This window comes from Geodermatophilus sp. SYSU D00697, from assembly GCF_054050175.1.
Genome location: NZ_JBJGYV010000003.1, coordinates 26432 through 38654 on the forward strand (window position 1 = coordinate 26432; position 12223 = coordinate 38654).

The 12223-nt window shown below is 74.0% G+C and carries 14 protein-coding genes; all 14 read right to left on the reverse strand.

Features of this window, described 5'->3' with window-relative positions; genetic code table 11:
* Positions 1-11: 11 nt before the first annotated feature.
* Entirely contained in the window at positions 12-1271 is a 1260-nt protein-coding gene (locus ACI79C_RS03735) for a flagellar hook-length control protein FliK (protein ID WP_456944271.1), read from the reverse strand.
* Positions 1268-2215 carry a transglycosylase SLT domain-containing protein gene (locus ACI79C_RS03740; protein ID WP_456944272.1) on the reverse strand — a complete coding sequence of 316 codons (948 nt, stop codon included), beginning with the start codon at positions 2213-2215 and terminating at the stop codon, positions 1268-1270. The genes ACI79C_RS03735 and ACI79C_RS03740 overlap by 4 nt, the downstream gene beginning before the upstream one ends.
* Positions 2203-2655, reverse strand: a complete 453-nt coding sequence (locus ACI79C_RS03745; RefSeq protein ID WP_456944273.1) for a flagellar export protein FliJ — start codon at positions 2653-2655, stop codon at positions 2203-2205. Before ACI79C_RS03745 ends, ACI79C_RS03740 begins: the two co-directional genes overlap by 13 nt.
* 22 nt (positions 2656-2677) lie before the next feature.
* Complete coding sequence (locus ACI79C_RS03750) at positions 2678-3982, reverse strand: FliI/YscN family ATPase (protein WP_456944274.1); 1305 nt, start codon at positions 3980-3982, stop codon at positions 2678-2680.
* Positions 3979-4758 carry a FliH/SctL family protein gene (locus tag ACI79C_RS03755; RefSeq protein ID WP_456944275.1) on the reverse strand — a complete coding sequence of 260 codons (780 nt, stop codon included), beginning with the start codon at positions 4756-4758 and terminating at the stop codon, positions 3979-3981. Before ACI79C_RS03755 ends, ACI79C_RS03750 begins: the two co-directional genes overlap by 4 nt.
* A gap of 91 nt (positions 4759-4849) precedes the next feature.
* On the reverse strand, positions 4850-5935 hold the full coding sequence (gene fliG / locus ACI79C_RS03760; protein ID WP_456944276.1) for a flagellar motor switch protein FliG: 1086 nt from the start codon (positions 5933-5935) through the stop codon (positions 4850-4852).
* Positions 5932-7518: a flagellar basal-body MS-ring/collar protein FliF gene (fliF, locus tag ACI79C_RS03765; protein WP_456944277.1), complete on the reverse strand. Its 1587-nt coding sequence runs from the start codon at positions 7516-7518 to the stop codon at positions 5932-5934. Before fliF ends, fliG begins: the two co-directional genes overlap by 4 nt.
* Complete coding sequence (gene fliE / locus ACI79C_RS03770; RefSeq protein WP_456944278.1) at positions 7518-7844, reverse strand: flagellar hook-basal body complex protein FliE; 327 nt, start codon at positions 7842-7844, stop codon at positions 7518-7520. Before fliE ends, fliF begins: the two co-directional genes overlap by 1 nt.
* On the reverse strand, positions 7841-8242 hold the full coding sequence (gene flgC / locus ACI79C_RS03775; protein WP_456944279.1) for a flagellar basal body rod protein FlgC: 402 nt from the start codon (positions 8240-8242) through the stop codon (positions 7841-7843). Before flgC ends, fliE begins: the two co-directional genes overlap by 4 nt.
* Positions 8243-8246: 4 nt before the next feature.
* Positions 8247-8594: a flagellar basal body rod protein FlgB gene (locus tag ACI79C_RS03780; RefSeq protein ID WP_456944280.1), complete on the reverse strand. Its 348-nt coding sequence runs from the start codon at positions 8592-8594 to the stop codon at positions 8247-8249.
* Positions 8595-8904: 310 nt separating this feature from the next.
* Complete coding sequence (locus ACI79C_RS03785) at positions 8905-9291, reverse strand: hypothetical protein (RefSeq protein WP_456944281.1); 387 nt, start codon at positions 9289-9291, stop codon at positions 8905-8907.
* The gene (fliS, locus tag ACI79C_RS03790) at positions 9288-9677 is read right to left on the reverse strand and encodes a flagellar export chaperone FliS (RefSeq protein WP_456944282.1); all 390 of its coding nucleotides are present in this window, start codon (positions 9675-9677) and stop codon (positions 9288-9290) included. The genes ACI79C_RS03785 and fliS overlap by 4 nt, the downstream gene beginning before the upstream one ends.
* Before the next feature lie 42 nt (positions 9678-9719).
* Entirely contained in the window at positions 9720-11114 is a 1395-nt protein-coding gene (gene fliD, locus ACI79C_RS03795) for a flagellar filament capping protein FliD (protein WP_456944283.1), read from the reverse strand.
* Between the two features lie 95 nt (positions 11115-11209).
* Positions 11210-12046 carry a flagellin N-terminal helical domain-containing protein gene (locus tag ACI79C_RS03800; protein WP_456944284.1) on the reverse strand — a complete coding sequence of 279 codons (837 nt, stop codon included), beginning with the start codon at positions 12044-12046 and terminating at the stop codon, positions 11210-11212.
* Positions 12047-12223 lie beyond the last annotated feature (177 nt).

The window sequence follows — 12223 nt, forward strand, 5'->3', positions numbered from 1 at the left end:
TTCGACTCCTCTCAGACCCGGACGTCCAGGCCGGACGCGGTGGTGGTGGCAGGGGGACCGGCGACGGGCCGGCCGTCGCCCTCGGGGGTGCGCAGCCACGGGCGGCCGCGGCCGTCGGGCGAGCCCTGCTGGCCGGCCCGGTCGCCGCCGGGCTGCTGCTGGCCGGGAGTCCAGGCGGTGCCGGGGTCCCGGTCGACCGAGGCGTTGGTGCAGCTGAGGCCGGCGCTCTGCAGGTCGCGGCGCAGGTCGGGCAGGGCGTCGAGCAGGGCGGCCCGGGCGGCCTCGGTCGCGCCGCGGAGGGTCAGGTCGACAGAGCCGTGGGTGAGGGTGACCTGCACCTCGACGGTGCCGAGGGTCTCCGGGGTGAGGACGACGGTCATCGTGTGCACGCCGTCGGGTCCGTTGCGGAGGACGGCGACGTGCGAGGCGACCTGCGTGCCCACCGGCGGCGAGCCGGCGTCGGCCGCAGGGCCCGCGATCGGTGCGGTCGCAGTGACCGGGGCGGGCGCGGGCGCCGCGACGGCGACCGGTGCGGCCGCCGGGGCGTCCGCCCCGACGGGCGAGGTGGGCGCCGCGGGGGTCGGGGCCGGCGCAGCCGGAGCCTCGGCCGGCGCAGCCGCGGGAGCGGGCGGCACGGGGAGGGGCTCGGCGCCGGCGTCGGGCCCGGCCGCGGCGACGACCACGAGGCCGGGAACCGGGAGGGCCCCGACACCGGCGGCGCCGGCCGGCAGGACGTCCGCCGCCGCGGGGAGTCCCGCGGCGGGCACGGCGGTCGGCGTCCCCGCCACGCCGGGGAGCGCTGCGGCCGTCGGGACACCGGGCAGCACGGCGGCGTCGAGGGCGGCACCCGGGAGGGTGGCGCCTCCCGGGACCGAGCCCGCCGGGACGCCGCCGGGACCGGCTCCCGCACCGGCGGTCGCGACCGCGCCCGCGACCTCCGCCACCCCGGAGGCCGGGGCCGCCTGCGTGGCAGCCGCGGCCGGTGCAGCGGGGCCCAGACCGGTCAGCAGCGCCCACAGCCCGGGCGGCATGCCGGCGGGGACCACCGGGGGCTCGGCCGGTGCCGGGTCGTCGGGAGCGGCGGTCTCCGCCCCCGTCTCCGCCGGTGCGGCATCCGGCTCACCGGCCGCGTCGTGCCCGCCGGCGCGGCCCTGGCCACCGGCGACCGCGTCGTCCAGGGCGGAGGCGAACCGCTCGCCCCCGCCCGGGGACGCCGCCGGTGCGGCGGCCGGGGCCGCGGGCGGGGGAGCCGCCATCACGGGTGAGGTCATCGGTAGGCCTCCGCCTTGCTCGTCACGGAACGGACGTAGTCCTGGGTCTCGGCGTAGGGCGGGATGCCGCCGTAGCGGCGCACCGTGCCCGGTCCGGCGTTGTAGGCGGCCAGGGCCAGGTCGGTGGAGCCGAACTGGTCGGTGAGCTGGCTCAGGTAGCGGGCGGCGCCGTCGACGGCCGACGCCGGGTCGAACGCGTCGACGCCGAGCCCCTGCGCGGTCGCCGGCATGAACTGCATCAGCCCCTGGGCACCGGCGGGGGAGACCGCCGAGGCGTCGAAGCCGGACTCCTGCGACGCGACCGCCGCCAGCAGCGCGGGGTCGACGCCGTGTCGGGCGCCGGCCGCGGAGAACAGGTTCGCGTAGGGGACCCCGGCCAGCGAGGCGCTCGACGCGGTCGCGGCCGCCGTGGCCTGCGCGGGGAGCACGCGGCGGATGACCGCCGGGTCGCCGACGGACTGCACCTTCACCGTCTCGCCCTCCTGGGGCGCGGCGATCATCTTCCCGTCGCCGATGTAGATGCCGACGTGGTCGATGCCGGGCCGGGAGGAGTGGTCGAAGAAGACCAGGTCGCCGGGGCGGGCGTCGGCCAGCGAGGCGACCGCGGTGCCGGTGGTGGCCTGCTGCGCGGAGGTCCGGGGCAGGTCGACGCCGAGGTCGCCGTAGACGCGCTGGACCAGCCCGGAGCAGTCCAGGCCCTTCGCCGGGTCGGTCCCGCCCCACAGGTAGGGGACGCCGAGGTGCTTCCGCGCCTCGGCGACGACGGCCTGCTCGGAGGCCGCTGACGCGGTGCCGGGAGTGGCCGACGCCGTCGCCGCGGTGCCGGTGAGGCCGGCGGCGGTGGCGGCCGTCGTCCAGGCGGTGCTGGTCGACGTGCGGACGGGCAACGTGAAGCGGGCCTGGATCTCGCTGATCCGGGCCTGCACCTGGGTCAGTCCGTCCACGGCCCCTCCTCGGCGGGGCTGCGGCGGCCGGAGCGGCCGGTGACGAGGTCGTCCACGGTCCTCTCCTCGGCAGCCTGCTCGGCCAGTCGCACCGTCTGCAGGTGCCGTTCGCGCAACCGCTCCAGGCCCTTGGTCCGCTGGGCGGCCGCCGTCCAGGCGGCGCGCACCAGGTCGGCCTGCTCGGCAGAGGCGGTGGCCAGGGCGCGGGCGGACGCCGCGTCCTCCGCCGCCACCCGCGCCAGCACCATCGCGGCGCGGAACGCGCCGGGGGTGGTGGGACCCGCGGGCACGGCGGAGGACAGCGCCGCCTCGGCCTCGGTGGCCCGGCGATCGGCCTCGGCCGCCGCGCGCGCCGCCTCGGCGGCCGCCAGGGCGGCGGTGCGCTCCTCGGTGCGGCGCAACTCCAGGACCGGCTGCAGCCGGAACGCCGCCCGCTTCACGCCGGGCTCCCGGTCGTGCCGCTCACGCCGACCGGATGATGCGGTTCAGCCACGACCAGGCGTCGGCCGCCGGGGTCAGTTCGCCCGTGGACTGCTGGAGGAAGGACTCGATCGCCGGGGCCAGCTGCCGGGCCCGGTCGACGAGCGGGTCCGAGCCGGCCTGGTAGGCGCCGATCTCGATGAGCTCCTTGACGTCGCGCAGGGCACCCATCAGCCGCCGGATCTCGCGGGCGTCGGCCATCTGCGCCGGCGGGACCACCGCGCCGGCGACCCGCGAGATCGACTCGAGGACGTCGATCGCCGGGAAGTGCCCCGCGGTGGCCAGCTTGCGGGTGAGCACGACGTGCCCGTCGAGGATGGAGCGGGCGGTGTCGGCGATCGGCTCGTTGTGGTCGTCGCCGTCGACGAGGACGGTGTAGAGCCCGGTGATCGACCCGGTGGCGGCCGTGCCGGCCTTCTCCAGCAGCCGCGGCATCATCGCGAACACGCTCGGCGGGTAGCCCCGGGTCGCCGGGGGCTCCCCGGCGGAGAGCCCGACCTCGCGCTGGGCCATCGCCGTCCGGGTGATGGAGTCCATGAGCAGCAGGACGTCGCGGCCCTGGTCGCGGAACCCCTCGGCGATGCGGGTGGCGACGAACGCGGCCTTGAGCCGCACCAGCGGGGGCTCGTCGGAGGTGGCGACCACGACGACGGTGCGCGCCATCCCCTCGGGCCCGAGGTTCTCCTCGAGGAACTCCTTGACCTCGCGGCCACGCTCGCCGATCAGGCCGATGACCCGCACGTCGGCGTCGGTGCCGCGGGTGATCTGGGCCAGCAGCGTGGACTTGCCCACGCCGGAGCCGGCGAAGATGCCCAGCCGCTGCCCCTTGCCGATCGGCACCATCGTGTCGAGGACCCGGACGCCGGAGGTCAGCGGCTCGGCCACCCGGCTGCGCGCGAGCGGGTGCGGGGTCTCGCTGGACAGGTCGACGAACTCCAGCCCGGCGTCCAGCGGCGGGCCGCCGTCCACCGGCCGGCCGAGGCCGTCGAGGACGCGGCCCAGCAGCGCCTCGCCGACCGGCACCTGCAGCGGCATGCCGGTGGCGCGCACCGGGGCGCCGGAGTGCACGCCCGACAGCTCGCCGAGCGGCATGCAGGTCAGCCGGTCCCGGGTGACCGCGACGACCTCGCCGAGCAGCCCCCGGGGGCCGGGGTCGACCTCCACCAGGTCGCCGACGGCGGCGACGATGCCCTCCACCGCGAGGGTCAGTCCCATGGCGCCGACGACCTGACCGGTGAGCTCCGGGCGGGCGGCCGCCCGCGCGCGGTCGAGCAGTCCGACACTCACGGGGCGAGCACCGCCCGGACCCGCTGCAGCGCGGTGCCGAGCTGGGCGTCGACGCGGGAGGGGCCGGTCTCGGCGATGGCACCGGCCCGCTCCACCGCGACGTCGGCGACGACCCGGACGGTGTCGGGCAGCTCGGCCAGCGCCTCGGCGGGGATCTCCCGGAGGTCGTCGGGGTGCAGCCGGACGACGGTCGGCGCGTCGGCCGGGCACAGGGTCAGCGCCCGCCGGACGGCGTCGAGCGCGGGCGAGTCGGCGATCGCGAGCTCCCGGCAGAGGAGGTCCTCGACCAGGGTGAGCACGATGGAGATGACCGAGTCGCGGACGTCCTCGGCCACCGGCAGCGCGGCCTCCTCGAGCTGGGTGACCGCCGCGCCCAGTGCCGCGGTGGCCGAGACCAGCCGCCGCTCCCACCGGGCCTGCACCTCTGCCAGCCGCTCCTCGGCGGCGCTCTCGGCCTCGGCGACGACGCTCTCGGCGGCCAGCACGCCCTCCGCGTGCCCGGCGGCGAAGCCCTCCCGGCGGGCGTGCTCGCGCAGCCGGGCCAGCTCCTCGGCGTAGACGTCCCCGAGCCGGAACGAGCTCCGGTTGGCCGGCACCGGCATGTCCGCGGCCCGGCGGATCGTGGTCCGCCGCTCGCCGGTCGGCTGCACCGGGACCGCGCGCGTGTAGGGCGCCGGCTGGGCCGCCGTGTCCCCGCGCAGGAGCGCCGACTCCCGAGGCTGCCGGCGCCCCGGCGCCGCAGGGACACCGGGGGCCGCGGCCTCAGGCCGTGTCATCTGTCGTGTCCCCCGCAAGCGGGAGGTGCCCCCATCCGCGCCGCGGTCCGCTCCTCGCTCGTTCCTCGCTGCGATGCTCCCGCGGCTGTCGTCACGAGACGAAGTCATCGTCGCCACCGCGCGAGATCGTGAGGGCGCCCTGCTCCTCGAGGGTCCGGATGACGCCGACGACCTTGGCCTGGGCCTCCTCGACCGTCCGCGTGCGGACCGGGCCGAGCAGCTCGATCTCCTCCGCGAGGTTCTCCGCGGCGCGCTCGGAGAGGTTGCGGACGACCTTGTCCCGCACGTCGGGGCGCACGCCCTTGAGCGCGGTGGCCAGGTCGTTGGCCTCGACCTCGCGGAGCACCAGCTGCAGCGAGCGGTCGTCGATGGTCACGATGTCCTCGAACACGAACATCTGGGCCCGGACCTGCTCGGCGAGCTCGGGGTCGGTGCTGTCCAGCCACTCGAGGATCGACCGCTCGGTCGGTCGGGGCGAGCGGTTGATGATCTCCACGAGGGTCTCGACACCGCCGACCGTGCTCATGTCCTGGTGCGCCAGCAGCGAGCCCATGCGCCGGCCGAGCTCCTCCTCGACCAGCCGGACCATCTCCGGCGAGGTCCGGTCCATCGTCGCGATCCGGTGGGCCACCGCGGCCTGCTGCTCGGGGGCGAACCCGGAGAGCACCTCGGCGGACTGCGCCGCCGTCAGGTGGGCCAGCACCAGGGCGATGGTCTGCGGGTGCTCGTCCTTGAGGAAGGTGACCAGCTGGCGCACGTCGACGTTGCGCAGCGAGGCGAAGGGCACCTCGGTGTAGACGACGTTGAGCCGGGACAGGATGCCGTCGGCCTTCTCCTCGCCCAGGCCCGCGGCGAGGATCTCGCGGGCGAAGTCCACGCCGCCGCGCCCCACGAACCGCTGCGCGCTCATGAGCTGGTGGAACTCCTCGAGGACGCCGTCGACGTCGTCGGCCCCCACCGTGCCCAGCTTCATCAGCTCGCGGGTGATCACCTCCACCTCCCGCGGGCGCATCTTGGCCAGCAGCGCGCCGGCCTCGTCCTTGGTGAGCTGCGCGATGAAGACGGCGGCCTTGCGGACGCCGGGCATCTCCGGGCGCTGCCGGACGGCCGGCAGGACGGCGGTCCGGTCGGCGGCCGGCGCCATGCCGACCATCTGCTCCACGCTGGCCAGCGTCATGCCTTGCTCCCACTCTCACTGAGCCATCCGCGGAGCATGGCCGCGACCTCGTCGGGCTTCTCGCTCACCATCGTCGCGATCTCCCCGCGCACCCGGGCCCGTTCGGCCGCCTCGAGCTCGGCCTGCGCGTTGTCGACCGGGATCTCGCGGGTGCTCTCGATGCGGATCCGGTCCAGCTCGGCCATCACGTCGTCGGGGAGCTCCAGCGGCTCGTAGTCCTCCTCGGCGTCCTGCCGGCGGCGCGAGCGCAGCCAGACGACGAGCACCAGCAGGGCGATGCCCAGGGCGATGCCACCGGTCTTGATCATCGACCAGATCTGCGCCTGCCGCTCGGCCTCCTGCGCCGCCTCGAGCTCGGCCGCGGCCTGGTCGGCGGCGGTCGTGTCGAAGGCCATGGCGGCGACAGTGATGTCGTCACCACGCGCCGGGTCGAGACCGACGGCGTTGCCGATCAGGTCCTGGACCTGGTTCTGGTTGAGGTTCCCGGCGACCGCCTGGTCCATGACGACCGAGACCGTGAGCCGGTTGATGGCCCCCGGTGCGCCGGTGACCGTCTCGACGGTCTCCCCGACGGCGTTGTTCGAGGTGGTCGACTCCTTGTTGTAGGCCGAGTCGCCGTCACCGCCGGCGTCCGCGGTGTTCTCCGGGCCCAGCACGCCGCCGACGGCGGCGCCGTTGCCCGTGTACTCCTCGGTCGTCGTGCTCTCCGAGATCGGCGGGGTGCCGTCCTCGTAGGTGTAGGTCTTGGAGGTGGTGTCCCGCTGGTTCAGGTCGAGGTCGGCGCGCACCGACACCTGGGCGTTGCCCGGGCCGAGGACGCGGTCGAGGATCGTCTGCGCGTTGCCGGCCAGCCGTGCCTCGTACTCCTGCTCGAGCTGGGACCGGGCGTCGCCGGCGGCGGCCGTCACTCCCTGGCCCGGAGCCGAGAGCACCGCACCGGTCGAGTCGGCGACGGTGACCTGGTCGGCCTCCATGCCCTCGATGCTGGAGGAGACCAGGTTGGTCACCGCCTGGATCTGCTCGCCACTGAGGGTGGTGCCGGGCGCGAGGTCGAGCAGCACCGAGGCGGTGGGCTCCTTCTCGTCGGAGACGAAGACCTCGTCCTCGGGCAGCGCCACGTGCACCACCGCGGACCGGACGCCCTCCAGCGCCTCCAGGGTCTTGGCCAGCTCGCCCTCCAGGGCACGCTGGTAGGAGACCTGCTGCTGGAACTCGCTGGTGGTGATGCCCTGCTCCTCGAGCAGCGCGTAGCCGGTGTCGGAGCCGGCGGGCAGGCCCTTGCCGCTCATCGACAGCCGCAGGTCGTAGACCTGGTCGTTGGGGACCATGATCGTCCCGCCGCCGTCGGCGAGCTCGTAGGCGACGCCCGAGGCGTTGAGCTCGTCGACGATCGCCGAGGCGTCGGTCGAGGCCAGGTTGGAGAACAGTGGCGCCATCGTCGGTGCAGTGCTCCACCGGACGAAGAAGAACCCGCCGAGGAGCAGCCCGACGACCAGGAGGCCGATGACGACCTTCTGGCCGAGGCTGATCGTGGACAGCGTGGAGCGGATCCGCTCCAGCGGCCCGGCGAGGGCGGCAGGCATCAGACCGGCATCCTCATGATCTCGGTGAAGGCCTCAACCGCCTTGTTCTTGATGGTCACGACCATCTCGGTGGCGAGCTTCGCCTCGTTGGCGGCGATCATGTAGTCGTGCACGTCGCGCAGGTCGCCGGTGGCGGCCTGGACGGCGAGGTCGTTCGACGCGGACTGCGCCGAGGCGACCTGGTCCAGCGCCGAGGTGAGGACGTCGGCGAAGCCGGAGCCGGAGACCGCGGACGTGCCGGTGGTCGGCTCGGAGATCGCGGCGACGTCGCCGATGGCCGGGGTCGGCACGGTGGGGAACGAGATGCCCCCGATGGGCGCGGTCATGAGCCCTTCCCGAGCTGCAGGGCGGCCTGGTAGGCGTTCGTCGCCCGCTCCATGGTCGCGAGGTTCGCCTGGTAGCCGCGCTGGGCCATGATCAGGTTGGTCATCTGCTCGCCGAGGTCGATGTCGGGGTACTTGACGTAGCCCTCGGCGTCGGCCAGCGGGTTGTCCGGTTCGTACACCAGCCGGCCCTCGGCACTGCCGAACTCGGCCCGGGCCACGCGCACGCCGCCCTCGCCGGAGCCGTAGTCGACGGCCTGCGCGACGATGAACCGCTCCTGGAAGGCGTCCTCGTCGGCGCTGGTCACCGTGTTGATGTTGGAGATGTTGTCCGAGACGGCGTCCAGCCACTTGCGGTGGGCGAGCAGGCCGGACCCGGCGACGTTGAGGCTGTCGAACACCGCGTCACGCCGTCCGCAGGGCCGTGCGCAGGACGCTGTACTTGCCGTCGAGCGCGTTGAGGGCCAGCTGGTAGCGCAGGCCGGTCTCCGTGGCGATGACCGTCTCGCTGTCGAGGTTCACGTTGTTGCCGTTCGTGTTCGTCGGCTCCAGCGAGCGGGCCACGGTGCCGCCCCCGACCGTCGGGGCCTGCCCGCTGCCGAGCTGGCTCTTCAGGTTGGACTCGAAGTCGACGCGGCCGGCCAGGAAGCCCGGGGTGTTGACGTTCGCGATGTTGTCCGCGGTGACGCGCTGCCGCTGGGTCAGCCCGCTCAGGGCGGCGTGCAGCGTCGTCATGGTGACGTCGCCGATCATCGGGCGACCACCACGTGGGCAGGGCAGCAGGACACGATCGGCCTCCGGGTACGTCAGGAGACACTCGCGAGCGAGTGAGGGGGCCGCCGATCCGTGGCGATGGTGGTGCTGTCCGTGCCCTCCCGTCATCGGCGTCCCCGGTGGCCGCCGTGACCGAGCGGCGACGACGCGAGTGACCGGAGTGGACGGACGGGGTGGACGGGGTGGATGTGACGACCGGGAGTGCGCGGCCCGGTACCCCGCAGGACGACCGAGCCCCCCGTCGCGCCGGGTGGCGCCACGGGGGGCTCGGGGGAGTGCGGTCTCCGGGCTACAGGGCCCGGTCGATGAAGGAGGCCACGGGCCGGGGCGGCCCGTAGGACATGCGCGCGGCGACGTCGCGCTGCCGGCGGGACTGGATGATCCGCTCGACGAGCTCCTCGGCCACGGCCAGCTGGTGCTGGAGCAGGCGCGCGGCGCGCTCGCGCAGGTCCTCGGGAACGGGCCCCAGCCCGGAGGGCGGCACCCAGTCCTGCACCCGCCGGGCCCGCGCCGCGGCCGCTGCGACGCCGTCCTCGGACGGCTCGGCGGAGGCCGGGTCGCCGGAGGCCAGCGTGGCCTCGGCGGCGAGGACCTCGCCCTCGATCTCGTCCAGGACGGTGGCCCAGTCCGACGGCTGCCCGTCCCGGCCGGCGGCCGAGGGGTGCGGGGTCGTCACGCCGGGGTCGCGGCCAGGGTCGCGGCGGCCTGCCGCCACGCGTCCCGGAGCGGCTCGACGACCTGCCGGCAGGACGCGACCCGGTTGCGGTCGCCCTTGACGGAGGCCTGCAGCATCTCGGTGATCAGCCACGTGTAGAGCGCCGCCAGGCGCGGTCCGCCCTCCCAGGCCTCGACGCGCAGGCTGCTGCGCAGCTCGAAGACGACGTCCTGTGCGTGCTTGAGCTGCTCGCCGGCCTCCTGGCGGTCGCCGGCGGCCAGGGAGCCCTCCGCCCGCTCGAGGTCGAGGGCCAGCCGGTCGTAGAGCATGACCAGCAGCTGCTGGGGGGAGGCGGTGGCGACGGAGTCACCCATGTACCGGGCGCGCAGCGCAGCGGCAGTGCTCATCAGTTCTCTCCTCGGGCTCGCGCGAGCGTCAGGTGGTCAGGGTCAGGACGACGAGCTGCTCGGCAGGGAACCGAGCTGCGCGGACAGCCAGCTCCCCTGGCTCTTGAGCGTGGCCAGCGCCGTCTCCATGGCGGTGAACTGGGCGGTGAGGCTCGCACGGCGGATCTCCAGCCGGCGGTCCCAGGCCTCGACCTGGTCCTCGAGGTCGCCGGCCAGGGTGTCCTTGCTCTTGGCGAGCATGACCAGGGTGCCGGTGGTCGTGTCGGAGGCGGACTTGGCCAGCGCGGCCAGCTTGGCCGCCACACCGACCGGGGACGTGACGTTGTCCGCGGTGGTGGCCAGGTCGAGGTCCGGTCCGGCCGTCGTCGTGGTGGAGGTGAACATCCGCTGCACCACGGCGGGGTCGGCCGAGAGCTTGGCGACGAACGCCGTCTTGTCGAAGCTGTAGCGGCCGTCCCGGGTCAGCTGGAGGCCGACCTGCGCGGCCGACCCGTCCCCGCCGACGGCGTAGGACAGGACGTCGAGGACCTGGGTGGCCAGCTGCCGGAGAGCGCTGTCGCCCTTGAGGATCGCGGACTTGCTGTCGGCGTCGGAGTAGGACGAGATGGCGCTGAGCAGGTCGTTGGCCGAGTTCACCAGCGTCTGGACCTTGGCGGCGACCGCGTCGGGGTCCTTGGTGACGTTGAGGGTGACGCCGGTCTCCGGCTTGGTGACCGTGATGGCCGTGCCGTCCACCAGGCCGGTGAAGCTGTTGGTCGCCGACGTCATGGTGTAGCCGGCGCCGGTGTCACCGACGGAGATCTGGGCATCCGAGGCCTGCGTGACCGTCGAGAAGCCGGTGCCGGAGAACTGCGAGGCAGCGCCGGTCTTGGTCGCGGAGATCTGGAGGCGGTACTCGGTGGGGGAGGTGCGCACGGCCGTCGCGGCGAGCCCGAGGGTGGTGTCCGCGTTGATGGCGGCGGCGGCCTCGGCGAGGGTCGCGGTCCCGTTCCCGTCGCGGTCGAGGGAGATGGTCTTCGCCGCTCCGCCGACGGTGAGGGTGAGGGTGTTGGTGCCGTAGGCGACGTCCGACGCGCTCTTGTCGGCCGCGACCGTCCACTTCTGGTCGCTGATCACCGCGTGGGCCTTGGCCACCTTGTCGACGGTGAAGGTCACCGAACCGGTGGCCGCGGTGCTCGAGGTGACCGCGGAGACGGTGGAGGAGGAGGTGGTGGCCTTGGCGGCGGTCCAGGCGGTGTCCTTGGTGAGCGCCTCGGCGGCCGTGCGGAGGGCGTCGAACCGGGTGTTGACCGCGCGGTAGGCGGTCGCCTGGGACTGCGTGCTCGACAGGCGCTGCTGGAGCAGGGTCTGCGGGTTGGCCTCGACCTGCATCAGCTGGTCGATGATCGAGGCGGTGTCCAGGCTGGACACCAGACCGCTGATGCTGATGCCTGCCAAGCCGGCTCCTGGGGGGTCTCGTCGGGGAGGTGGGGGAGACGCGATGAGGGGGGAGGCCGGGGCCTCCCCCCTCACCGGGTGGTGCTAGCCGGGGATCAGCCCAGCAGTCGCAGGATGTTCTGCGACGCCGCGTTCGCCTGGGCCAGCATGGCGGTGCCGGCCTGGCTCAGGATCTGGGTCCGGGAGAAGTTGGTCATCTCCTGGGCCATGTCCGTGTCGCGGATCCGGGACTCCGACGCGGTCAGGTTCTCGGCCGTGACGCTGAGGTTCTTCACGGTGTGCTCGAACCGGTTCTGCAGCGCACCGAGGTCGGCGCGAGCAGTCGACACCTCCTTGATGGCGGCGTCGATGGTGCCGATGGCACCGGAGGCCCCCGAGGCGGAGGTCAGGTCGACACCGCTGACGCCGAGGTGGTTCTGACCGAAGCCCTGGTTGGCCGTGCCCGACTTGATGCTCACCGAGATGGTGTCACCGGAGGCGTAGCCGACCTGGAAGGCCTTGCTGGAGAACGAACCGTCGAGCAGGTTGACGTTGTTGAACGTCGTCTTGTTCGCGATCCGGTCCAGCTCCTCGCGCAGCGCGTCGGACTCCGCGTCCAGCGCCTTGCGGGAGTCGTCGTCGTTGCTGCCGTTGGCCGACTGGACGGCCAGGTCGCGCATGCGCTGCAGGATGGCGTGCGTCTCGGTGAGAGCACCCTCAGCGGTCTGCACGACGGAGATGCCGTCCTGCGTGTTGCGGATGGCGACCTTGAGGCCACCGATCTGCGAACGCAGGCCCTCGGAGATCGCCAGCCCGGCCGCGTCGTCGGCGGCACGGTTGATGCGGTAACCGGAGGACAGCTTCTCCAGGGACTTGCCCATCTGGTTGTCCGTGACGGACAGGTTGCGGTAGGCGTTGAGCGCCGCGATGTTGGTGTTGACGCTGAGACCCATGGTGTTCCTCCTTGGACGGTGGGTCGTACTGGTCCCGCTGGCATCCGTGCTGGCGGGTGGTGCGTCTGGGGTAACGGCGGCCCCCGGGGACTCCTTGAGCCGAAACCGTGGACTTTTCCCCGCGGCTCCCCCGGAGGGGGTCCCGCGCCCGGGGAACGGCGGCCGGACCTGCGGGGA